This is a genomic window from Bradyrhizobium septentrionale (genome assembly GCF_011516645.4).
In the GTDB taxonomy this organism is placed as follows: domain Bacteria; phylum Pseudomonadota; class Alphaproteobacteria; order Rhizobiales; family Xanthobacteraceae; genus Bradyrhizobium; species Bradyrhizobium septentrionale.
Genome location: NZ_CP088285.1, coordinates 7420218 through 7443353 on the forward strand (window position 1 = coordinate 7420218; position 23136 = coordinate 7443353).

19 protein-coding genes are annotated in these 23136 nt (G+C 65.2%); 8 read left to right on the forward strand and 11 right to left on the reverse strand.

Going from position 1 to position 23136, the window contains the following annotated elements; translation table 11 throughout:
* Window positions 1–182 precede the first annotated feature (182 nt).
* The 4 genes from HAP48_RS37030 to HAP48_RS37045 all read right to left on the reverse strand — a co-directional run bounded on the left by HAP48_RS37030 (window position 183) and on the right by HAP48_RS37045 (window position 7987).
* Complete coding sequence (locus tag HAP48_RS37030; protein WP_166204708.1) at window positions 183–1694, reverse strand: DEAD/DEAH box helicase; 1512 nt, start codon at window positions 1692–1694, stop codon at window positions 183–185.
* Window positions 1695–2084: 390 nt separating this feature from the next.
* Complete coding sequence (locus tag HAP48_RS37035) at window positions 2085–2918, reverse strand: autotransporter outer membrane beta-barrel domain-containing protein (RefSeq protein WP_166204709.1); 834 nt, start codon at window positions 2916–2918, stop codon at window positions 2085–2087.
* Window positions 2919–6148: 3230 nt separating this feature from the next.
* Entirely contained in the window at window positions 6149–6781 is a 633-nt protein-coding gene (locus HAP48_RS37040) for a helix-turn-helix transcriptional regulator (RefSeq protein ID WP_338028964.1), read from the reverse strand.
* 252 nt (window positions 6782–7033) lie between these two features.
* Window positions 7034–7987: an AraC family transcriptional regulator gene (locus HAP48_RS37045; protein WP_166204711.1), complete on the reverse strand. Its 954-nt coding sequence runs from the start codon at window positions 7985–7987 to the stop codon at window positions 7034–7036.
* A gap of 343 nt (window positions 7988–8330) precedes the next feature.
* On the opposite strand from HAP48_RS37045, the gene HAP48_RS37050 reads away from it, so the two are divergent.
* Window positions 8331–9827, forward strand: coding sequence for a caspase family protein (locus HAP48_RS37050; RefSeq protein WP_166204712.1), 1497 nt, complete (start codon window positions 8331–8333; stop codon window positions 9825–9827).
* Window positions 9828–9892: 65 nt separating this feature from the next.
* Window positions 9893–11137 (forward strand): FAD-dependent oxidoreductase, encoded by a 1245-nt coding sequence (locus HAP48_RS37055; RefSeq protein ID WP_210292732.1) that lies wholly within the window; start codon window positions 9893–9895, stop codon window positions 11135–11137.
* Between the two features lie 39 nt (window positions 11138–11176).
* On the opposite strand, the gene HAP48_RS37060 is transcribed toward HAP48_RS37055, so the two are convergent.
* From HAP48_RS37060 to HAP48_RS37075, 4 genes are all read right to left on the reverse strand, one after another.
* The gene (locus HAP48_RS37060) at window positions 11177–11947 is read right to left on the reverse strand and encodes a glucose 1-dehydrogenase (RefSeq protein WP_166204714.1); all 771 of its coding nucleotides are present in this window, start codon (window positions 11945–11947) and stop codon (window positions 11177–11179) included.
* 185 nt (window positions 11948–12132) lie between these two features.
* The gene (locus tag HAP48_RS37065; RefSeq protein ID WP_166204716.1) at window positions 12133–12924 is read right to left on the reverse strand and encodes an outer membrane protein; all 792 of its coding nucleotides are present in this window, start codon (window positions 12922–12924) and stop codon (window positions 12133–12135) included.
* A 229-nt stretch (window positions 12925–13153) separates the two neighbouring features.
* On the reverse strand, window positions 13154–15214 hold the full coding sequence (gene parE, locus HAP48_RS37070; RefSeq protein WP_166204718.1) for a DNA topoisomerase IV subunit B: 2061 nt from the start codon (window positions 15212–15214) through the stop codon (window positions 13154–13156).
* Between the two features lie 126 nt (window positions 15215–15340).
* Window positions 15341–15709, reverse strand: coding sequence for a hypothetical protein (locus tag HAP48_RS37075; protein ID WP_166204720.1), 369 nt, complete (start codon window positions 15707–15709; stop codon window positions 15341–15343).
* Between the two features lie 190 nt (window positions 15710–15899).
* On the opposite strand from HAP48_RS37075, the gene HAP48_RS37080 reads away from it, so the two are divergent.
* Together HAP48_RS37080 and HAP48_RS37085 are read left to right on the forward strand one after the other, a co-directional pair.
* Window positions 15900–16430 (forward strand): DedA family protein, encoded by a 531-nt coding sequence (locus HAP48_RS37080; RefSeq protein ID WP_166204722.1) that lies wholly within the window; start codon window positions 15900–15902, stop codon window positions 16428–16430.
* A 147-nt stretch (window positions 16431–16577) separates the two neighbouring features.
* Window positions 16578–17567, forward strand: a complete 990-nt coding sequence (locus HAP48_RS37085) for an MBL fold metallo-hydrolase (protein WP_166204724.1) — start codon at window positions 16578–16580, stop codon at window positions 17565–17567.
* Here HAP48_RS37085 and HAP48_RS37090 read toward each other — a convergent pair.
* Entirely contained in the window at window positions 17528–17788 is a 261-nt protein-coding gene (locus tag HAP48_RS37090; protein ID WP_166204726.1) for a hypothetical protein, read from the reverse strand. The two genes, HAP48_RS37085 and HAP48_RS37090, sit on opposite strands and share 40 nt — an antisense overlap.
* Window positions 17789–17803: 15 nt before the next feature.
* Here HAP48_RS37090 and HAP48_RS37095 point away from each other — a divergent pair, with 15 nt between their 5' ends.
* Genes HAP48_RS37095 through HAP48_RS37105 form a run of 3 tightly spaced genes read left to right on the forward strand, consistent with a single transcriptional unit; the run spans window position 17804 to window position 20116 of the window.
* Window positions 17804–18496, forward strand: a complete 693-nt coding sequence (locus HAP48_RS37095) for an FMN-binding negative transcriptional regulator (protein WP_166204728.1) — start codon at window positions 17804–17806, stop codon at window positions 18494–18496.
* Complete coding sequence (gene argC / locus HAP48_RS37100) at window positions 18493–19485, forward strand: N-acetyl-gamma-glutamyl-phosphate reductase (protein WP_166204730.1); 993 nt, start codon at window positions 18493–18495, stop codon at window positions 19483–19485. Before HAP48_RS37095 ends, argC begins: the two co-directional genes overlap by 4 nt.
* A gap of 13 nt (window positions 19486–19498) precedes the next feature.
* A complete protein-coding gene (locus tag HAP48_RS37105; protein WP_166204732.1) occupies window positions 19499–20116 on the forward strand; it encodes a class I SAM-dependent methyltransferase in 618 nt (205 codons plus the stop codon).
* Window positions 20117–20223: 107 nt separating this feature from the next.
* Here HAP48_RS37105 and HAP48_RS37110 read toward each other — a convergent pair whose 3' ends face one another.
* Complete coding sequence (locus HAP48_RS37110) at window positions 20224–20622, reverse strand: MAPEG family protein (protein WP_029083359.1); 399 nt, start codon at window positions 20620–20622, stop codon at window positions 20224–20226.
* 73 nt (window positions 20623–20695) lie between these two features.
* The gene (locus tag HAP48_RS37115) at window positions 20696–22495 is read right to left on the reverse strand and encodes a PHA/PHB synthase family protein (RefSeq protein WP_176399244.1); all 1800 of its coding nucleotides are present in this window, start codon (window positions 22493–22495) and stop codon (window positions 20696–20698) included.
* A gap of 304 nt (window positions 22496–22799) precedes the next feature.
* On the opposite strand from HAP48_RS37115, the gene HAP48_RS37120 reads away from it, so the two are divergent.
* The gene (locus HAP48_RS37120; protein WP_166204734.1) at window positions 22800–23111 is read left to right on the forward strand and encodes a hypothetical protein; all 312 of its coding nucleotides are present in this window, start codon (window positions 22800–22802) and stop codon (window positions 23109–23111) included.
* Window positions 23112–23136 lie beyond the last annotated feature (25 nt).

A 23136-nucleotide genomic window follows, 5' to 3' on the forward strand; every position in this document is an offset into this window, starting at 1 on the left:
ACGATCTCGATTCCGCCGAGGATCGCACGCCGCTTTCACACGCTTTTCGCTTGCTCACGATTCCGGTGCGAAAGCTGCGCGTATTTGCTTCAAACCCGAAGGAATCACGCGCGCCTCCGCCGTCGACGACAACGGAGATTGCCCGGAATACCGCCGCAGGAGCGGCGGCGGCGGAGCCGACCTTAGGCGCGTGCGCGCACGGGTCGCAGCAGGAAGGCGGGCAGGTGCGAATGATCGCCGGGCTCGTGGTCCGCCTCGCGCTGCGGCCGGCGCGGCTCGGCACGTCCGATCGACGGCACATGCGACGGGGCCTGCGGGCCAGCGTTGCGGCCGTGGCGCGGTTCGCGCTCCGGCTTCGCTGCACGCTCCTGCCGGGGCTCCCGGTCCTGCCGGGGCTCGCCTTCTCCGTGACGCGCTTCGCGTTCACTGTGACGCGGCTCGCGCTCACCTTGGCGCGGTTCGCGCTCACGGCGCGGCTTGCGGCTGCCACGGGCACCATCGCGCGAACCGTCGCGGCTGCGCGAGCGGCGCGGCGCGGCGTCCTCGTCGGAGGCATCGCTGCGAACGGTGTAGTCGCCCTCGGCGCGCGGGATCGGCTGGCCGATCAGCTTCTCGATCGCGGTCATCGACTTGCTGTCGAGCGAGGTGACGATCGAGATCGCGGTACCGGTGCGTCCGGCGCGGCCGGTACGGCCAATGCGGTGGACGTAGTCATCGGGGTGGTGCGGCACGTCGAAATTGAAGACGTGGCTGACGGCCGGAATGTCGAGGCCACGGGCGGCGACGTCGGAGGCGACGAGCAGCGGAATCTCGCCCTTGCGGAATTGATCGAGGGCCGCTGTGCGCGCGCTCTGATCCATGTCACCGTGCAGGGCGCCGACACTGAAGCCGTGCTTCTGCAGCGATTTGTGCAGGACTGCGACTTCGCGTTTGCGATTGCAGAAGATAATCGCGTTGTTGAGATCCTTGGCGTCGCGCAGCAGGCGGCGGAGGATATCGCGCTTCTCATGCGCTTCGCGGCCGGCCGGGACCTGCAATTGCGTCACCGTGACGGCGGTCGTCGCCGGTTTGGAGACTTCGATCCGTGCCGGATTATGCAGGAAGGCCTCGGTGATGCGGCTGATCTCCGGAGGCATCGTCGCGGTGAAAAACAGTGTCTGCCGCGTGAAGGGGACGAGCTTGCAGATGCGTTCGATGTCGGGGATGAAGCCCATGTCGAGCATGCGGTCGGCTTCGTCGATCACCAAGAGCTCGACGCCGGTGAGCAGCAACCCGCCGCGTTCGGTGTGGTCGAGCAGGCGGCCGGGCGTTGCGATCAGGACGTCGACGCCGCGGGTCAGCTTGGAGTCCTGGTCGCCGAAGGAGACGCCGCCGATCAGCAGCGCCACGTTCAATTTCTGACCGGCGCCGTATTTGTCGAACTGCTCCTTCACCTGCGCGGCGAGTTCGCGGGTCGGCTCAAGGATCAGGGTGCGCGGCATCCGTGCCCGGGCGCGGCCCTTCTCGAGGATCGTGAGCATCGGGAGAACGAAGGCCGCGGTCTTGCCGGTGCCGGTCTGGGCAATGCCGAGCACGTCGCGTCGGGCGAGGACGTGCGGGATTGCCTGTTCCTGGATGGGAGTGGGGGTGGTGTAACCGGTGGCCGCTACTGCGGCGAGGACCTTATCGGACAGGCCTAGATTGGAAAAAGACATTGAGCCTCTGGTCGAAACCGCCGTTCGGCATCGCAGGTAAAAGGCTGTCGCGTTCGGCCCCGAAACGGCTCGCTTTTCTATAAAGCTCGGGGGCTCTGACTAACGCTGACGGACGGCAAACCTGACGAATCGCGTTTCGATCCGAGGGCCGCGTTGCCACGCAACATAGGGGCGAACCCGGTAAAGTCAATCTTGGAACCGGCCGATGGCCGAAAAAGCTTAATGTTTTCGCAGAAATAAGCGTCGTTTCCGTCATTTTGCGGTCAAATGAATCACTACCCCCGGATCCGGCGGCCGGGCCTCGGCAGGGGCGTGCGCGCTACTTTTCGGCCTGGATTCGCCTGACGTCAGGCCCCCGGATGCACCGGCCCCGCCACGGGCCGGGACGCCCTACCATGCATAGCGGACCGCGCCCTTGCCGGCGTAGGAGCGGGTCACGTTGGAGAATTCGCCCTCGAAGCTTGCGAGCGCCGACCAGCCGTTTGCCCATCTCAGTTCGGCGGAGGCCGTCGTCAGGGCGGAGTCGGAGGCCTGCGCCGCGCCGCTCACCACGAAGCTCGCGCCGGGGAGGGTCTGGAACGTCGCTGCGATGCTGCGGTCGGGGTTGAAATCATGCGCCCAGGCGAGGCGGCCGCGCAGCGTCAGAACCGCATTGGAGAGTGCGAAGGATTTGTCGGCGCGCAGGCCGAGCTCGCTGCGGCTGTCGGTGATGCTCTTCGCGTTGTAGGCCAGCGCAAAGGTGTTGGCGCCGACGATGGCCTGTTCGGCGTAGCCCGGAAGCTGGAACGTGGTGAACTGGCCGGCGGCGTAGGGCGTCAGGCCGACGCCGCCGATCCATGGCGCAACGAGGCGGTAGCCGCCTTCGGCGCGGCCCGACCAGGCGTTGGCGTTGAATTCGGCGCGCAGGCGATCGATGCCTCCGACCGTCACGGTGCGGTCGGTGGTGACGTCCTGCCAGCCATAGGCCAGCGCACCGGCGACGTACGCCGCGCCGATATTGTGCCGGACGAATGCGCCGGCCTGGAACAGGTCGGAGCGGCCGCCGCCGCCGTTGGTGACGCTGAAGTTGGTGCCGCCGCCGGCGAGCGCGAAGCCGGCGATCGTGTTTGGCGAGAAGCGGTAGTCGGCGCCGATGGCGGTGCCGAACGCCTGGCTTGTGGTGTTGTTCGAGCCGAGCCGTTGTTGCCGTCGGTGGTCTGCGAGCCGCCATACGCTGCCGCCCACACGCTCCAGCGCGGATCGTAGCTCACGGCGATCGGCGCCTTGCGATAGACTGCGGCATAGGCCTCGCTGGTCGAACGCCTGGCCGCGTAGGCCATGGAATTGTCGTCAGCGTAGGACGTGGCGCCGGCCGGCACGGCCGCCGCGCCGCGGCCGTCGATGAAGGGATCGAGCATCGTGCCCATGAACTGGTTCATGGCGTTGAACGTGGTCTGCTGCGAACCTGCCGCGCTCTCCCCGGAGAGCTGGGTCAGGCCCTTCAGGAGATCGTCGCCCGACAGGTTGAAGATCGCGCTGAACGCGTTGGAGAGGTTGGCGCCGCCGAGCAGGCCGTTGTCGATCGCGCCCGCGACGTTCCTGTGGTTGATGCCGGCGTTGTTCGGCAGGATCGGGGAGAGCAGGCCGGGATCGAGCGACAGCAGCACGTCGTTGCCGACATTGCTCAGCACCGGATTGCGGGCGAGGTTGTTGGCGAGCAACAAATTCGCCGAGCCGAACGTGCCGCTCAGCGTTCCTGCATTGACGATCGTGTAGGTGACCTTCCTGGTGATCCGCTCGAGCGGATCGACGATGACATTGCCGGCAATGTTGGCGGTGCCGGTGACGATCGCCTTGTCGCTGATCGTGTTGGTGACCTGCACCAGATAGGTCGCGGCCGCCGTCATGGTCAGGCTTGCCATCGTGATGGTGCCGGGCGAATTGCCGGGCGACAGCGTGCCGCCGATGACGGTGTTTCCGATGGTGCCGTTGCCGCCGAGCGTGCCGGTTGGGCCGACGGTGACGCTGGCATTCGGCAGCGCGCCGTTGAGGGTGAACACGCTGTCGACGTTGACAGGCCCGGCAAAGTTCGAGCTGCCGGTGAAGCTCCAGTTTGCGCCGGCGAGCAATGCAAGGCTGGAGAAGCCCGAGAACTGCGCGCCGCTACCGAGCTTCGACAGATCGAAGCTGGTCGCGGTCGTGCCGCCGAATTGCAGGATGCTGGTCCCGGTGCCGATGACATTGCCGTTGAATGCTGCGCCGGACTGCATTTGCAGCACGTCGTTGGTGCCGCCGAACTGCACCGCGGTGCCGCCGGTGCCGGTGATGGTGCCGTTGGCGATCAGCGTCGTGGTGCCGCCTGACGTCGTGATGCCGGTGGCACCGGTGACGGAAGTCCCGGTGGTGATGAAGATGTTGCCCGGTGTCGAGCGCGATGCGGCGATGCCGACGCCACAGCTCAGCACACTGCCCAGCGAGTCGATCCTGATGTCGCCGAGACCGTCGCGCTGGGCGAAGATGCCGTAGCTGCCAGCGGCAGTGCCGCTCGCAATGACATTGCCTTCGGCGCGCAGCGCCAGCGTTGCGGCGTTGTCGGCGCCATGGGTAATGACGCCACTGATGCCGATCGCCGCCGCACTGGTCGATGTTGCGCTCACGGTGCCCTTGGTGACGAGGTCGATGCCGCCGAGGCCCGCGGTGATGGACGAGAACCTGGAAATGCCGCGGCTCAGCGTGATGCCGGTCGCGGCGCCGTCAGAAGCCGCGGTCACGTCGCCATTGGCGCGAACGGTGAGTGTACCGGTGTTGACGAAGGTCGGCGGAAGGCTGACGGTTGAGGCAGTAATTCCGGTGGCCGTGCTGCCGGCGCCGATCGCAGTGGCCGTCACGGCGCCATCGGCGGTCAGCCGGGTCGCGCTCAGATTGTTTTGTGCCACGCTGACGCCAACGACTGTCGACGCGGTGTCGCTGATCGATGTTGCCGTCACGGCGCCGTGCAGATTGAAGTCGACCGGGACCACGCCGTAGGCTGCCAAGGACGCTCCGGTCACATTTGCGACTTGGCCGGATGGCGTCATGCCGGCAATCGTGATCGATCCGTTGGCGTTCAATGCCGCGGAGCCGTTGCTGGATGTACTTCCCAATCCGGCGGAGAGGCCGACGACGGTGCCACCGGCCGAAGGAGAGGTGGAAGTCCTGGTGTCGAAGGTTCCGGAGATATCGCCATTGAAGGTCGCGGTGTTGGTGCCGGCGCCGGAAAAAAAGACGGACGCCAGGGCGCCGTAGTAGCCTTGGTCGGGGCCGTTTCCCTTGGCAATATTGCCGTCCACGACGAGGCTATTGTTGGCGCCGCCGCCGCCGGTGGACACGGAAAGCGTCCCGCCCGTGATGCCGCGCGTCCGCACCGTGTTGGTGCCGCTGCCGTAGTTAGTCAAATTCACCGAGCCGCTGACATCCTGATTGAGTTTCACCGTGAACGCGCTGGTGTTGGCGGAATTGTTGGCCTGGAGGATGATGCCGCCCGTGACGCTCGCATTGGTCGTAAGGTCGACGGTACCGGTGCCGCCGTCCTGGAGATAAATGCCGCCGACGACCGCGCCGTTGGTCGTGACGGAAAGATTACGCGCATAATAGCTGCCCTGTCCCATGCGGACGTAAATCCCGCCGCCTGTTTGGGTTGTGTTGCCGGTGACTGCGCCTGTCGCGATGGTGACGTCGGACTGGTTGCCGTTGGTCAGGACGAAGATTCCGGTGCCGTTCGGGGCCTCGATCTGGCTGCCAACCGTGTTGATGTTGACGCTCCCCCCCGGTCCTGCACTCGTGACACTGATGCCGGTGCCAGCCGTGATCGTGCCGGCGGTCTGCGTGATCGAGACCGGACCGCTGGTCGAGACGTTGATTGCGTACCAGTTGGCGGTGACGTCGGCCGATCCCGTGTAGGTGATCGGGGCTTGGCTGCCGCCGAGGAGCTGGATGCCGTCGTACAGGCGCGATGTGATGCCCGCGGGGTCGTTGTGGTTGAACGTGATACTGCCGGAGGCGCTCACGGTCACGCCGTGGGTGGTGATCCCGGCGCCGGCGTTGACGTTCACGGTGATATCACCGTTGAAACTCGTGTTGAGCCCGCCGTCCGACGGATGGGCGGCGTCGCAGAGCACGTTGCCGGTGCCGACGCCAGAACAGTAGACCGCCGCCTCGGCCGTGGACGCCATCGCGATCAATGACGCCGATCCAAGCAGCGCGCCGCGCCACATTCCCGGCCTGCCGCCGCCGCCCGCCATAACCGTGCCCCGACACCCCATTGTAGCTGTTTGTTTCTGACGTAACGGCCGTGTGGTGTCTTCTCAGTGCGCGCATACCGTTGATCCAAAGCGCACCTGCCGCAGAAATGAGCGCAGGTGTAGCCGTTCGGCACCATGCTGCACGGGCCGCGCCGGATTGGCGCGAGGGCAGCGCCGCCGGGCGGTGCCGTCGTGCTAGAGCCCCGCGGCCCGGTACTCGCCCGGCGTCAGGCCCTCGGATGCGCTGAAGATCCGGTAGAACGTGGCCAGGCTACCAAACCCGCATGCAAGCGCGATATCGGCGATCGGCTGCGGCGGCTTTTCACGCAGCAGCCTTCGGCTCTCGCTCAGGCGCTCGGCGGTGACGGTCTGCGAAAAGCTCGCCTCGGTCGCCTCGAACAGGACGTGCAGGTAACGGACCGAGACGCCGAGCAGGTCGGCGACCATGCCGGGCGAGAGAGCCGGCTTCGCGAGATGGCGCGTGATCAGGCGTCGCGCCAGGCTGAGCCGGCCGACGCGGAGCGCCTGCTGGGCACGGCGGCTGCCAGGCCTGATCGCGCCGCGCTCGATCAGCGCGAGGTCGGCCACGATCTTAACCAGCGCAGGTATGCTCGCGCTATCACCGGCCTCCGTCGCCTCCTTGAAGTCGGCAAGGCAGGCTTCGAGCAACGGTGCCCAGCCACGATTGCTTGCCGTCGGAGCGCTGCGACGGGCGGCTTCCAGGGCTGGGGTCTGATCGGCATGCAGCTCGACGACAGTGGGGACAACAAGGCGCGCCGGGCCGGTGGATGACGCCTCCGGGCTCTGATCCTCGTGCTTACCGCGCATCGTGCATGACCTCTCGCTCTGCATGAGAGCGCGCGTCGCCGGTAACGAGATTTGCGTTGTCTTGTCCGGGCGAAGCGCCTGCGCGGTTCTGGCGAAATCGCCGGAAAATATCTTCTCAATGCGCGCAGGCTGTTGACGTCGGTTCGGCGAGCGTCGGATTGCGCGGCGGCGTGCCCGGTCGCCGGCACGGACATAGCCATGCTTTAGCAACCCGCAACAGCCCGGGGTGCGTGCCTGTCCGGCGCAGGACGCTCAGGCCAGTCGCGCCCGGTAATCGCCCGGCGTCATCGATTCCGACGCATTGAAGAGGCGGTAGAACGTCGCAAGGCTCTCGAAGCCGCAGGCAAAGGCGACCTCGGCGATCGTCTGCCCCGGCGTCTCGCGGAGCAGGCGGCGGCTCCGCGCGAGCCGGAGCACGGTGACGGTCTCCGAGAAGCTCATCTCCGTCTCCTCGAACAGGATGTGCAGGTGACGGACCGAGATGCCGAGCAGGCCGGCAATCAGCCTTGGCGACAGCGCCGCATTCGAAAGATGCCGCCGGATCAGGCGGCGGGCCAGCGACAGATGGCCGGTTCGCAACGCCTGCTGCGCGAGCCGGCTCTTCGGCCGCATGATGCCGCGGTCGATCAGCGCGATATGGGCGAGCGCCTGCACCGTCGGAGGCGCGTCCGCCGTCGCGGCGTCGCTCCCTTCGACCAGGTCGCGGAAGCATGATTCCAGCAGGGTCCGCAGCGCGGTCTGATCCGGCACGGGCCTGGGGACGAGTTCGCCGAGCTCGGCGCCCGGCGGGATAATCCCTGCCACCGGGATCTTGATGATGCGCAGATGGAAGCCGTCGTCGTGCAGCGGGACGGTGCGATAGGGCAGGTCCGAATAGCTGGTCGCGAACATGCCGTCGCGAACCGCGAATTCATCGAGCCGTGCGCCGCCGAACCAGCCGCCACCGCCGAGCTGCTGGTAGATGCACAGGCTGTCGCTGCTCGCATCGGCGATATCGGCAGCGCGCCGTTCGACGCGGTAGGGCGAGGCGCGCAGCTCGACCAGCCCGGCATCGCCGAGCTTGCGCAGCGAGAACTCGCCGAAGAAGTCCCGGCGCTGCTCGGGCTCGAGCTCCGCGGTGACGCCGAACAACCCCTTGGCGCGCACCTCGCGCCAATAGTCGAAGCGATCCCGGGGATCGACCTGCTCAGTGGACCATGTGTACACGGAAAAGCTCGTGGAAAACCTGTGGGACCTGCGGGGAGCTCGAGCCGGATGGAGAGGGCGAATCTTATCACGCGGACCGGAAAAAGAAACTTGACCTAAGGCCGGTGGGCGCCTCATTCGGGCCGGGGGTGGCCGGTCGGAACGGCCACCCGCGGCCAGCCTTGAACCGGCCAAACGGCTGATCCGACTATTAAGCGCGCGATGAGATGAGGTTGAATTGTCCATCGCGCTTTAGTCTGTTGTTTAAGCATGATCTTTCGGAAAACCGCTTCGCACTTTTCCGGATCATGCTCTAGGCGGCGGTCGCACGGGCGGCGCACTTGTCGTGCAGGCGGGGAATCGGATGAAGAGCTGGCTTTCGAGACTTTCGGCGACCGTTTTGGCGGTTGGATTGGTCGCATTGGCGGCGCCCGCCCAAGCCGAGAAGCGCGTCGCGCTGGTGATCGGCAACAATGACTACAGGAACGTACCCAAGCTGCAGAAGGCGGTGAACGACGCCCGCACCATGGGCGACACGCTGAAGCAGCTCGGCTTCAACGTCATGGTGGCCGAGAATTTGAACCGGCAGGCGTTCTCCGAGACATTGCTCGCTTTCGACCGCGCCGTGGAACCCGGCGACACTGCGTTCTTCTTCTATGCCGGCCACGGCTTCGAGATCGCCGGCCAGAACTTCCTGCTGCCGACCGACGTGCCGGCCGCGACCGAAGGGCAGGAGGAACTGGTGCGCGACGCCTCGGTGCTCGCCGACCGCATCATCGAGCGGTTGCAGAACAAGAAGGCGCGTACCTCCATCCTGGTGTTCGACGCCTGCCGCAACAATCCGTTCGAACGGGCCGGCACGCGCGCCGTTGCCGGCGGCGGCGGGCTGGCGCCGATGACGCAGCTGCCCGAAGGCGTGTTCTCGGTGTTCTCGGCGGGGCCGCGCCAGACCGCGCTCGACCGTCTCTCGAACGACGATGCCAATCCCAATTCGGTGTTCACGCGAACCTTCGCCAGGGAGTTGCTGCAACCCGGCGAGAACATGGTGCAGGTCGCCCAGCGCACCCGGCGCCTGGTCAGCGAGATGGCCGAGACCGTGAAGCACAAGCAGATCCCGGTCTATTTCGACCAGATGGTCGACGATGTCTTCCTGAACGGAATCGCGAAGGGGCAGGCCGAGGCGGCCAAGCCGTCCGCTCCGCCGCAGCAGGTGGCCGCGCTGCCGCCGGTCTCGGTGCCGAAGCTGCCGAAAGAGGATACCGTCAACGCGCCGATCGCGAGCTTCTCGCGGCACAATGGCGGCTGGTCCGTCGTGTTCTCGATCGCCGATCCGGCGCTCGGCATTTCCTGGCGGATCGGCGACAGCGGCGATTTCCGCGAGACCGGCTTCATGGACACGCTCGATCCGCGCACCCGCAAGCGGATGCCCAATCCGTCGATCGAGCTGCCGGCCGATGCGCCGGCCGCCACGATCCAGCTGCGCTATGTCGACACCCAGGGCGAGATGCAGGGGCCGTTCCCGATCAAGTTCGATCCCGACGCCGCGCTGATCCGCGACCAGCGCAAGATACTCGACATGACCGCGACGAGCTGGCTGTCGTTCCGCGAGTTCAACGGGCTGCTGGTCTACTACACCCATTTGATGTCGTATCGCTGCGCGATCCGCGAGGTGCGGATCGGCATCGATAGCGCGGTGCCGGACAAGGTCTTGAAGATGCCGGCCTGCAATCAGCGCGATCCGAGCGCGATCCCGTCCGACGCGCAGCCCTATCTGAAACTCGCGCCGCAGACCAAATCGGTCTCGGTGGAGCTGACCTATCGCGATGGCAGCGTGTCGGAAATCAAGACGTTCAGGCGATAGGTTTGCATCCCTGTCGTCCGATCCGCGCTACAATCAAGGCCTGAGGCAGCGGTGAGGACGGCATCATGGATGCAGGCAATCCGGAGCAGGCGAACAGGCGTCGGATGAAGGTCCGCTGCTGCGTGGTCGGCGGCGGCCCGGCCGGCATGATGCTCGGCTATCTGCTCGGACGCGCCGGGGTCGACGTCGTGGTGCTGGAGAAGCACGCCGACTTCTTCCGCGACTTCCGGGGCGACACCGTGCATCCCTCGACCCTGCAGGTGATGGACGAGCTCGGTCTGATCGACGGCTTCCTCAAGCTGCCGCACCAGGACATCCAGAAGCTCGACGGCATGTTCGGCGGCGCCTCGGTGCGGATCGCCGACCTCAGCCGCCTCAGCGTCAAATATCCCTTCATCGCGATGATGCCGCAGTGGGACTTCCTCAATTTCCTGCGTGAGAGCGGCCGGCGCTTTCCTTCGCTGCAGGTGCTGATGAGCGCGGAGGCGACCGACCTGATCCGGCATGGCGACGCCGTTACGGGCGTCCGGGCCAACACGGCTGATGGTCCCGTCGATATCGAAGCCGAGCTGACGATCGGCTGCGACGGCCGCCATTCCGTCGTGCGCGAGCGCGCCGGCCTCGAGGTTGAGGAGATCGGCGCGCCGATGGACGTGCTGTGGTTTCGCGTCGGCCGCCGTCCGGACGAGACCGAGAATCTGTTCGCCCGCGTCGAGCACGGCAAGATGATGGTGACGTTCGACCGCGGCGACTATTGGCAATGCGCCTATGTGATCGCCAAGGGACAATACGAGGCCGTGCAGGCGAGGGGGCTAGCGGCGCTGCTCGACGACGTGGTGCATCTCGCGCCGATCCTGAAGGACGGCATTGCCGACGTCAAAAGCTTTGACGACGTCAAGCTGCTTACGGTGGCGATCAATCGCCTGACGCGCTGGACCCGTCCCGGCCTGCTCTGCATCGGCGACGCCGCGCATGCGATGTCGCCAATCGGCGGCGTCGGCGTCAACCTCGCGGTGCAGGACGCGGTCGCCACCGCCAACATCCTGGCGACCAAGCTCGTAGATGGCTTGCCGTCGGAGGACGAGCTCGATGCCGTCAGACGGCGCCGCGAATTTCCGGTGCGGGTGACGCAGCGCATGCAGGTGATCGCGCAGAACAACCTCATCACCGCAGCGCTGAAGCCAGGCGATCAGCCGGCACCGTTGGCGTTGCGGCTGATCACGGCGATGCCCTGGCTGCAGGGGCTCACCGCGCGTCTGGTCGCTGTCGGCGTGCGGCCGGAGCACGTCCATTCGCCGACGGCGCGCTGACGCGCACCGCGCGCACGCATGCGCCGGGGCTCCTGTGTTTCAGGCCATCACTGAATAGCCGCCATCGACCGGGATGGCGGTGCCGGTGACGAAGTCGGAGGCCGGCGACGCCAGGAACACGGCGATGCCCGCGAAGTCGTCGATCGCCCCCCAGCGTGCCGCCGGCGTGCGTGCGAGCACGCGCTCGTGCAGACCGGCCACCTGCTGGCGCGCGCCCTTGGTCAGATCGGTGTCGATCCAGCCGGGAAGGATGGCATTGACCTGGATGTTGTCCGGCGCCCAGGCGTTGGCGCAGGCGCGCGTGTACTGCACGATGCCGCCCTTGCTCGCGGCATAGGCCGCAGCGAAGCTCGCGCCGAAGATCGACATCATCGAGCCGATATTGATGATCTTGCCGTGGCCAGACGCCTTGAGCGCAGGATAGGCCGCCTTCGAGCACAGGAATGCGCTGGTGAGATTGGTGTCGATCACCTTGCTCCACTCGTCGAGCTCGAGCTCGTGCGGCGGCTTGCGGATGCTCATGCCGGCGTTGTTGACGAGGATGTCGATCCGGCCGAGCTCGCCGACGACCCGCGCAACCATCGCCGCGACCGCCGCCTTGTCGGTCACATCGGTTGCCACCGCGATCGCCTTGACGCCGCGCTTGGCGAGATCCTCCACCGCCGCTTTCGATTTCGCCTCGTTGCGGCCGACCACGGCAACCGCGGCGCCGGCGTCCGCCAGGCCGCGCGCCATGCCGAGCCCGATGCCGCCGTTGCCGCCGGTGACGATGGCGACCCGGCCCGAGAGATCAAACTGTCCGTTTTTCATTGTTGTTGTCCGCTGTGGTTTGAACCGGGGGTCGAGAGTGCCCGATCGCCACAACGCTGACCAGATCAGGCGCAGCCGGGCGGCCCTGCGCCAGCCGGCATGCGCAGGGGACTGCTCGCGAAGACGTTGGCGCAACAAAAAAGCCCCGGACAATGCCGGGGCTTTTGGTCTGCTATCAGCAGAGATCAGTACTTGGCGACAACCGGGCCGGTCCAGTTGAAGCGGTAGACCAGCGCGGTGCTGATGGTCTGGACGAACGGCCTGAAGGTGATGTCGCGACCGTTCGAGATATTGGTGCCGTCAGCCAGCTCGGAGATGTTCCTGTTGTCGTAGTAAGCGGCGCGGTACTCGGTCTTCATGAACCAGCCCGGCGCGGTGATGCCGAAGATGTTCAGGTTGTTCTCGACGCCGCCGCCGACGAACCAGCCGCTGCGATCGAAGCCGTCGGTGTGCAGACCCGAGGGAAGAGCGGTCGCGGTGTTGAACAGCGTGGTGCCCTTCCAGTGCGAGCTGGAGTAACCGGCGTTGACGTAGGACAGAACGTTCGGAGCGACCAGATAACCCAGGCGCGCACCGGCGGCCCAGCTGTAGTCGTTCTTGATATTGCCGGCGAGGAACGGACCCTGATCCTGGATCGTGCCCTTCAGGCTGCCGAATTGACCGTCGGCGAACACGCCGATGACCCAGCTGTTGGCGGTCTGCCAGTCGTAACCGGCGCCGACGGTGCCATACCAGCCATCACCGCCCTGGCGCTGGTTGAAGCCGAGGATCGGCGCGCCCGTGGTGGTCGACTGGACACCGGTGTCAGCGTCCCAGATGCCGCCGCCGCCACCGCCGAAGATGTAGAAGCCGGTCCAGCTCGGAGCGACCGGGAGCGGGGCGGGAGCCTTGGTGTAGGGGCGGGCGGCCAGGTCAGCAGCCGACGCCGAGGCCGTCATCGCAGCAACCGCGGTCAGAGCGAGCAAAATCTTCTTCATTTCCAAATCCTCGACTTTAGCGTTCGATCGGGTCGCTGACGGGAGCGCCTTGGCACCGATTCCCGAAACTCATGTTGGGGACTATACGTGGTTCCGCCGGAAATGCTGTTGCGGGTGAGACACAACCAGCTGAAAACGAAATCGTCGGTGCTCTCGGAAAAGGCGAATGAAAACGGCCGCCTCGATCAGGAGGCGGCCGGAAAAACATTTCAAATCAGTTGGTTGCGACCTAGACGTCGAGCAAATCGTCGCTCGCGAATTCGGCCTTGTCCGAGATGAAGGCAAAGCGGGCTTCCGCCTTGGTGCCCATCAGCCGCTCGACCGAGTCGGCGGTGCCCTCGCGATCGTCGGCGAGCAGCACCACGCGCAGCATCGTGCGCCTGGCCGGGTCCATCGTGGTTTCCTTGAGCTGAGTCGGGTTCATTTCGCCAAGGCCTTTGAAGCGGCCGACATCGACCTTGGCGTTGGCGTTGAATTCGCTCTTTATCAGCGCTTCCTTGTGCGCGTCGTCGCGCGCGTAGACCGTTTTGGTGCCGTGGGTGAGGCGGTAGAGCGGCGGCACTGCCAGATAGAGATGCCCTTGGTCAATCAACGGCCGCATCTGCCGGTAGAAGAAGGTGATCAGCAGCGAGGCGATGTGCGCGCCGTCGACGTCGGCGTCGGTCATGATGACGATGCGCTGATAGCGCAGATCCTCTTCGCGGTAATGCGCGAGCGTGCCGCAGCCGATCGCCTGCACGAGGTCGGAGAGCTGCGCGTTCGCGGTTAGCTTGTCCTTGCCGGCAGACGCAACGTTGAGGATCTTGCCGCGCAGCGGCAGCACGGCCTGCGTCTTGCGATCGCGCGCCTGCTTGGCGCTGCCGCCGGCCGAGTCACCTTCGACGATGAACAGTTCGGAGCCTTCGGTGCCGGCGTCGGAGCAATCCGCGAGCTTGCCGGGCAGACGCAGCTTCTTGCCGGCGGTCTTGCGCGCGGTTTCCTTCTCCTGGCGGCGGCGCAGCCGTTCCTCGGCGCGATCGATCACGAAATCGAGCAGCCGGTTGGCCTGGTTCGGATTGCCTGACAGCCAGTGATCGAACGGGTCCTTGATCGCCTGTTCGACGATGCGCTGCGCTTCGGCGGTGGCGAGGCGATCCTTGGTCTGCCCCTGGAATTCAGGCTCGCGCACGAACACCGAGAGCATGACGGCCGCGCCGACCATCACGTCTTCCGAGGTGATGGAGGCTGCGCGTTTGCCCTGGCCTGCACGTTCGGCGTGATCCTTCAAGCCGCGCAGCAGCGCGCTGCGCAGGCCCGATTCATGCGTGCCGCCGTCGGGCGTCGGCACCGTGTTGGTGTAGGACGACAGGAAGCCGTCGGCATCGGCGGTCCAGGCCACCGCCCATTCGCAGGCGCCATGCGCGCCGCTGCGGCCGGACTTGCCGGAGAAGATGTCCTGATGCACCAGCGTGTCGGCGTGGATCGCCGCCGCCAGATAATCCTTCAGGCCGCCGGGGAAGTGGAATTTGGCTTCCGCCGGGACGTCTTCGACGCCCTTCAACAGCTCCTGGTCGCAGCGCCAGCGAATCTCGACACCGCCGAACAGATACGCCTTCGAACGCGTCATCTTGAACAGACGCTGCGGCTTGAAGGCCGCCTTGGCACCAAAGATGTCGGTGTCCGGCTTGAAGCGGATGCGCGTACCGCGGCGGTTGTTGATCTTGCCGAGATCTTCGAGCTTGCCCTTGGGATGGCCGCGCTCGAAGGTCATGCGGTGCAACTGCCCGCTGCGCGCAACCTCGACCTCGAGCCGCGAGGAGAGGGCGTTGACGACGGAGACGCCGACGCCGTGCAGACCGCCCGAGGTCTCGTAGACCTTGGAGTCAAACTTGCCGCCCGAATGCAGCGTGCACATGATGACTTCGAGTGCCGACTTCTTCGGGAATTTCTTGTGCGCGTCGACCGGAATGCCGCGGCCGTTATCGGTCACGGTCAGGAAGCCGTCGGCGGTCAGCTCGACCTCGATGAAGGTGGCGTGCCCGGCAAGCGCCTCGTCCATCGAATTGTCGATCACTTCGGCGAACAGGTGATGCAACGCCTTTTCATCGGTGCCGCCGATATACATGCCGGGGCGCCGGCGAACCGGCTCGAGCCCCTCCAGCACCTCGATATCATCAGCGGTATAGCTGGCTTCGGCGCCTGAGGTCGGCCGGGAAGCCGCCTTCGCCGGGGCGCGGCCCTTCGGTTCCGGGGCTCCGAACAGATCTTCAGCGGATTTGCTTTTGGCGTTCGACTTCAATGCTTTGGCCATGGTTCTTCAAGTGGCGCGCCAGTTTTGGCGCAGCGAATCGGTTGTTCTGACTATGCCACGGATGGGCTGCCAATGGGGACGGCCGCGCCCCGGGGGCCGGCCGCCTCTGTAGATAGGAGCCCGCGATTACGCCTTCGAGGTGCGGAACACAACGACCGTGAACAGGGCCATGGCGACAACCACGGCCAGGGATCCGACGATTGGCGCCGCCTCGAACGAGGCCCCCTTGAGCAGCACCGCTGCCACGCCGGCCGGGAACAGGATGCCGCCGACGATATGCAGCCAACCCTGGATCTTGGCCAGCAGCATGGTGCCCGCGGCCGGCACCAGCCGGTAGTACAGACCGAACAGGAACAGCAGCACGCCGCCCACGAGGTTGAGATGCGCGTGCGCCGGTCCTAACGTGAAGTCGTGCTCGATACCCATGGCAATGCCCGCGAGCATTCCGAACAACAGGACGACAACGCTCACGCACATCATCAGCGATCCGATCATCCAGTATTTCCTTTTTCTTGTGAGGGGGATGCCAGCCAGCCTGGACCGCAGGGGCCTTACGGGAAATCACGTTCGATCCCCCCGCCTTTGTGACTTGATGTCACGCAATCGGCTGGCTTACCTGTTCTTAGGCTGCGTGCCGCTACAAAGGTTCATTCGAGGTTCAACGGAGCGGAAGGCACTCGACGAAATGGAAGATATTACGCGGGCCCTGGCCGAATTCGTCCGCCATCACCAGGCCTGGGCCGCTCCGATCGTCATGCTGCTGGCGTTCGCTGAATCGCTCGCCTTCATTTCGTTGCTGGTGCCCGCCTGGGGCGCGCTGGTTGCGATCGGCGCGTTGATCGGCGTCAGCGGCATCAGCTTCTGGCCGATCTGGATCGCGGGCGGCATTGGCGCCGCGCTCGGCGACTGGGTCTCCTACTGGTTCGGCTACCGCTACAAGGAGCAGGTCGCGCAGATGTGGCCGTTGTCGCGCTATCCGGAGATCCTGCCGCGCGGCGAGGCCTTCGTGAAGAGCTGGGGCGTGCCCAGCATCTTCATCGGCCGGTTCTTCGGCCCGCTGCGCGCCTCGGTGCCGCTGGCGGCCGGCATTTTCGAGATGTCGTACTGGCAATTCCAGGTCGCCAATTTCGTCTCCGCGCTGGTCTGGTCGGCCGCGCTGCTGCTGTTCGGCGACGTCATTGCGCATGCCATCGAGTGGGTATGGCGGGTGGTGTAGCGAGAACCGGAATAAGGCTTTGACGCAGGGGTTACGCGGAATGATGACCGCTCGCGCGGTCGTCATCGCGCGGGCATCGAAACGCTGATACAACCTCGCCCACCAAACGCGAATTCATCGGGCGCCGTCTCATTGGGAGGACAACACATGGAATTGACACGACGTTACGCTCTCGCCGGCGCTGCCGGCATCGCCGCAGCACCATTGCTATCAGCTGTTCCCGCGGCCGCCACGGCACCCGCCGCCGACAAGCAGGCGCCGAGCTTCTATCGCTACAAGGTCGGCGACATCACGGTCACTGCGGTATCCGACGGCAAGACCGTCTTCAAGCTGGAAGACTCCTTCATCCCCAACGCGAAGCGGGACGATGTCAACGCGGCGCTGGAGAAGGCGTTCATGCCGCGTGACATGGTGACGATCTGGTACGCGCCGCTGGTGCTCAACACCGGCGGCAAACTGGTCGTGATCGACACCGGCAATGGCGTGCTGGCAAAGGCCAGTTCGAAGGGCGCCAACGGCCTGTTCGCCGACAATTTCGTCGCGGCCGGCTTCGATCCCAAGGCCGTCGACATGGTCGTGATCTCGCACTTCCACGGCGACCACGTGAACGGCTTGCTGACTGCCGATGGCACGCCGGCATTCCCGAATGCCGAGGTGCTGGTGCCGGCCACCGAATGGAAGTTCTGGATGGACGATGGCGAGATGAGCCGGGCGCCGGCCGGCCGCATGGCGGGCCTGTTCAAGAACAACCGCAACATCTTCGAGGCCGGCCTGAAGAAGAAGGTCACGCCCTACGAATGGGGCAAGGAGATCGCGCCGGGCCTGACCTCGGTCGAGACCGTCGGCCATACGCCGGGCCACACCTCCTACGTGCTCGCCTCGGGCCCGGACAAGGTCTTCATCCAGTCCGACGTCACTAACAATCCGCATTTGTTCGCGACCAATCCCGGCTGGCATGCCTTCTTCGACCAGGACGCCGACGTGGCGGAGAAGACCCGCCGCCGCATCTACGACATGATCGTTGCAGAGCGGCTGCAGGTGCAGGGCTTCCACTATCCGTTCCCGGGCCTCGGCAACGTGGTGAAGGACGGCAGCGGCTACCGGCTCGTGCCGGCGTCGTGGAATCCGGTGATCTGAACGGTTTGTCCTGACGCCAATTTTTCTTGACGACATGGGGGCGCGGCCTTATAGCCGCGCCCATGATCAACGCCGCGACCATCATCATTGCCCGCCGCCGCCGCATTCTCGCGGTATGGGCGGTCGCTCGCGTTTAAGACCATCGCCTCTGCCGCCGGATCCTGTCCCGCGGCGCTCTCCTCAAAAAGACACGCGGTTCGATCTGGCGGCTCCTTCGTCATGCAGGAGCTTCGACCATGTATACGCCGCCGCCTTTCAAGCCCGACCGCGCCGCAAGCCTCGCCTTTGCGGAAGCGCGCGGTTTTGGCATGGCCTGCGCGTGGGACGGCGGCAAGCCGATCGCCTCCGCGCTGCCGTTCTACCTGAGCTACGCTGCCGACGGCACGCCGCGGGCGCTGTTTCATGTTGCCCGTCACAATCCGCTGGTAAAGCTGGCAGGCGAGGCGGCTTGCGAGGTGCCTTGGCTGCTGGCCGTCACCGGCGCGGATGCCTATGTGTCGCCGGACTGGTACGCGTCGCCCGACCAGGTGCCGACCTGGCTCTATCAGGCCGTGCATCTGACCGGGCCGGTGCGGATGTTGTCGGGTGAGGAACTTGCGGTTCAGATCGACGCGCTCAGCGCCAAGTTCGAGGACCGGCTGTTGCCGAAGAAGCCCGGTACTTCAAGTAACTGGACGTCGGCTAAGATGACCGCCGCGCGGCTCGATGCCATGAAGAAGGCGATCGTGGGCCTTGAGATGACGGTGGAAGAAGTGGAGGGCAGCTTCAAGCTGAACCAGCACAAGTCCGAGACCGACTATGCGGCGGTCGCGGGCAACCTTGCCGCGCAGGCGGACGCCGGTGCGCAGCAGATTGCGTATCTGATGCGGCAGGCGCGGCCGGATGTCTTTGCTATCAAAACCAACGAGCTCGAAAGGAGCGTGCCATGACCCTCACCGACACCAACCAGCCCAAGAACGAGCTCAAGACCACAAGCTGTGCGACCAAGGCCACCGTGTTCGTCGATGGCGCGTCCGGCACCACCGGTCTCGGCATCCAGGAGCGGCTGCACGCAATCGGCGACGTCGCGGTGAAGCACATCGCCGAGGACAAGCGGAAGGATGCCGGTGCCAAGCGCGCGCTGATGGAGGAGGTGGATCTCGTGATCCTCTGCCTGCCTGACGAGGCCGCCAAGGAGACCGTCGCGCTGATCGACACCATGGGCAATTCAGCGCCGAAAGTGCTCGACGCATCGACGGCCTATCGGGTCGCGCCCGACTGGGCTTACGGTTTCCCGGAACTCGCGCCCGATCAGGCCGACAAGATCCGCAACGCGAAAAAAGTCTCCAATCCGGGCTGCTATCCGACCGGCGCGATCGCGCTGCTGCGGCCGATCGTCGATGCCGGCCTGCTGCCGGCGGATTACCCCGTCACCGTCAACGCGGTGAGCGGCTATTCGGGCGGCGGCAAGTCGATGATCGCAAGCTTCGAGGACGGCTCGGCGCCGGCCTTCGAGCTCTACGGTCTCGGCTTCGAGCACAAGCATGTACCGGAGATGCAGCTGTATTCGCATTTGACGCGGCGGCCGATCTTCATCCCGTCGGTCGGCAACTACCGGCAGGGCATGCTGGTCTCGGTGCCGCTGCAGCTCGACGCGTTGCCGGGCAAGCCGACCGGAGCCGATCTGCAGGCCGTTCTGGCGAAGTGGTACGCGGGCAGCAAATACGTCTCCGCAATGCCGCTGCAGAACGAGGTCAGCAAAGGCGGAAAGATCGAGCCGGAAGCGCTCAACGAGACCAACCAGCTCGAGCTCTATGTCTTCGCCAGCGACAAGCACCGTCAGGCGGTGCTGGTCGCCCGGCTCGACAATCTGGGCAAGGGTGCGTCGGGCGCTGCCGTGCAGAACATGCGGCTGATGCTCGGACTGGCCGACAGCTAACTGCGGGCGCATCGTGGACGACGCCACGCTGCAATTCTACCGGCGCAATGCCGAGGCCTATGCCGGGTGGGCGAAAGCACCGTCCGCCCGGCTCAAGGGCTTTCTCGCTTTGCTTCCGCCGGGCGGCGCGATCCTCGAACTCGGCTGCGGCGCCGGCAATCATGCCGCGGTGATGCTCGCCGAAGGCTTTGTGCTGCGTGCGACCGACGGTTCGCCCGAGATGGCCGAGGTCGCGGCGCGCCGCATCAATCATCCGGTCGAGGCGATGCTGTTCGATCAGCTCGACGATCTGGACGTCTATGACGGCGTCTGGGCCAGCGCGTGCCTGCTGCACGTGCCGCGCGACGAACTGGCCGGCATCATCGGCCGCATCCACCGGGCGCTGAAATCCGGCGGCATCTTCTACGCGAGCTACAAGATCGGCCATGGCGATGGCCGCGACAGCATCGGCCGCTACTACAATTACCCCGCCGCCGACTGGCTGGCGGCGACCTACGCATCGTCAGGGGCGTGGACGCAAGTCTCGTCCGACACCAGCGAGGTCAAGAGTTTTGACGAGGCGCCCGCGACGATGCTGCATATCGTCGTGCGCAAGGGCTTAAGGAATAGCGCCGGCGCGGCTCGAGCATGATCCGGAAAAGTGTGAAGCGGTTTTCCGAAGCGATCATGCTCAAGAAAAGAGTTGAAGCGCGATGACTTCATCGTGCTTCCGCACCGCGGCCGGCGCGGATTTGCTGCTCAGACGATCTTGAAGATCGCAAGCGCCAGCACCGCCTGCGCGATGAAGCCGACCGTGAAGGCCAGGGTGCGGAACACCGGCAGCCCGAGCGTGTACACGACCAGATGCGCAACGCGGGCCCAGAAATAGACGGCGCAGGCGAGCACGGTCCATTTGGTGGAATAGTCGGCCGCGTTGAGGATGAGGACCAGCGGCGCGAAGATCACGAGGTTCTCGACCGCGTTGTCGTGCGCGAACATCAGCCGGTTCGCCCATTCGGCGTGCGGCTTGTCGTTGCGCGAGGGATTGCCCATCGCGCCGGAGAGGCCGCGCACCTGGCAGCGGTTGATGATGTAGGGAACCCAGAGCAGCCCGGTCAGGATCACCGTCAGCGACAGCCAGAACAGTTCGCGCGTCATCGTCTCCCCCTCACGTCAATTCGATTCCCGACCGTCGGGATCGTCTGTTTATAGCTGAGCGGGAGACCGCGCGCTACGCGCGGACACGGACATAGCTGCCCGGGGCGTCCTCGAGCGCCGGCATCCCGACCGTGCGCGCCGGCACCGTCTCAGGATCATGGCTCTCCAGCCAGCCGCGCCAATCGGGCCACCACGAGCCCTTGTGCTCCTCGGCGCCCTTCAGCCAGTCGGCGAGCTTGATGTCCTTGATGTTGTCGTTGGTCCAGTACTGGTACTTCTTCGACGCCGGCGGATTGACCACGCCGGCGATATGGCCGGAGCCGGACAGCACATATTTCACCGGGCCGCCGAAGAACTGCGAACCGTACAGCACCGATTCCGCCGGCGCGATGTGATCCTCGCGTGCGGCGAGGTTGTAGACCGGCACCTTCACCTTCGATAGATCGAGCAGCGTGTTGTCGAGCACCATGGTGCCGGTCGACAGCCGGTTCTCCAGATAGCAGTTGCGCAGATAGTAGGAGTGGTTCGACGACGGCATCCGGGTCGCATCCGAATTCCAGTGCAGCAGGTCGAACGAGGAGGGCGACTGGCCCTTCAAATAGTTGTTCACGACATACGACCAGATCAGGTCGTTCGAGCGCAGCATGTTGAAGGCCATCGCCATCTTGCTGCCCTCGAGCACGCCGGACTCCTGCATGTCGCGTTCCAGCGCCGAGATCTGGTCCTCGTCGACGAACACCAGGAGGTCGCCGGCGTGGCTGAAGTCGACCTGCGCGGCAAAGAACGTCGCCGACGTCACGCGCTGGCGGCGCTTCTCGGCGAGGTAGGCGAGCGTCGAGGCGAGCAGGGTGCCGCCGACGCAATAGCCGGCGGTGTGCACCTTCAGCTCGCCGGTGGCCTTCTCGATCACGTCCATCGCGGTGAGCGGGCCTCCGGTCATGTAGTCGGCCCAGGTCTTCTTGCCGAGTTCCTTGTCCGGATTGACCCAGGAGATCACGAACACCGTGATACCCTGGTCGACGCACCATTTGATGTAGGATTTCTCAGGGCGCAGATCGAGGATGTAGAACTTGTTGATCCAGGGCGGCACGATCAGGAGCGGCGTACGCAGCACGTTCTCGGTCGCCGGCGAATACTGGATCAGCTGCATCAGCTCGTTCTGGTAGATCACCTTGCCCGGCGTCGTCGCCATGTTGACGCCGACCTCGAGATTGGCCGAATCGGACTGGCGGATCCGCAGCGTGCCGTGGCCGGCCTCGATATCCTCGGCCAGCATCTTCATGCCGCGCACCAGATTGTCGCCGTTGCTCTCGACGGTGGCGCGCAGCACCTCCGGATTGGTCAGCACGAAATTTGACGGCGCCAGCGCGTTGCTGATCTGCTGGACATAGAACTCCGCCTTCTTGCGGGTATGCGGATCGATCCCGTCGGCGTCGCGAACCAGTTGCTGCGCCCATTTCGCGGTCAGCAGATAGAGCTGCAGGATGAAGTCGAAAAACTGGTTCGACTTCCACTCCGGATCCTGGAACCGCTTGTCGCGGGGGGCCGGCGCGATCGCGGGCTTGGCATCGGCTTCGCCGGCCATGCGGCGCACTGCCGCGCCCCAGAGATCGAGGTAGTCCTTGCCGAGCTGCATCTGCAGCGACGAGGCGCGCTCCTTGTCGGACAGCCAGTATTCGGCGATCACGCTGAAGGTCTTGATGACCTCACCGAGCTCATTCGGCGGCTTGTCGCGGACTTCCCCGGTCTGGCGCGGCTTGAGATAGGCTGCAAGCGCCTGGCCGCTGCTCTCCATCGCCCGGGCGATGTTCATGGCGAAGGCTTCGGCGTTGAATTTCGGGGTGGCCTGGGTGTCGGTACTGACGTTGCTCATCTGAGGGACAATATCGCGTGGTTTGGAGGGCGTCATCGCGCGGTGCGGCAACGGGAATCGGTCAAAATCCAATGTTTCGCTCTGCTGCAGTGCGATAAAAAATTCTTTGTTCTGACATATTGAAGCCTCAGGGGTCGCTTTAGTTGTTCACGGTTTAAGCGTTTAGGGCGACAATGGTTTGAAACGCTAAAGCCGGGATTAACGCAGCGGGGACGCTGCAAAGCTCGTACCAAGGCTCGTACCAGTGCGACCCGTGTCGGCAACGTGCGGCATGCGCGCTAGCTTGTTGGGGACAATTCGGCACATGCCGATCGATTGGATGAAAAGGGCGCTCGTTGCCGCAGCGCTGCTCGCGTCGTTGACGGCGCTGAGCGGCTGCTCGAGCACGATTGCCGATATGACCATGCCGGCCGACGCACCGGCGCGGCCGAAGGATGCCACCGGCTACCTCCCGGTCCACGATCTTCCGCCCGACCGCGCCGATCCGACCATCAAGCCGGCGGATCAGGCCAAGATCGAGCAGGAGCTGATTGCCGCGCGCGAGCACCAGGCGTCGGCGGCGGCCCAGAGCGGGACGGCGGCCCCAAGCGCGACGACAGCCCAGAGCGGGAAGTAGGCGTTCCAGGCGGCCGATCAGCGCT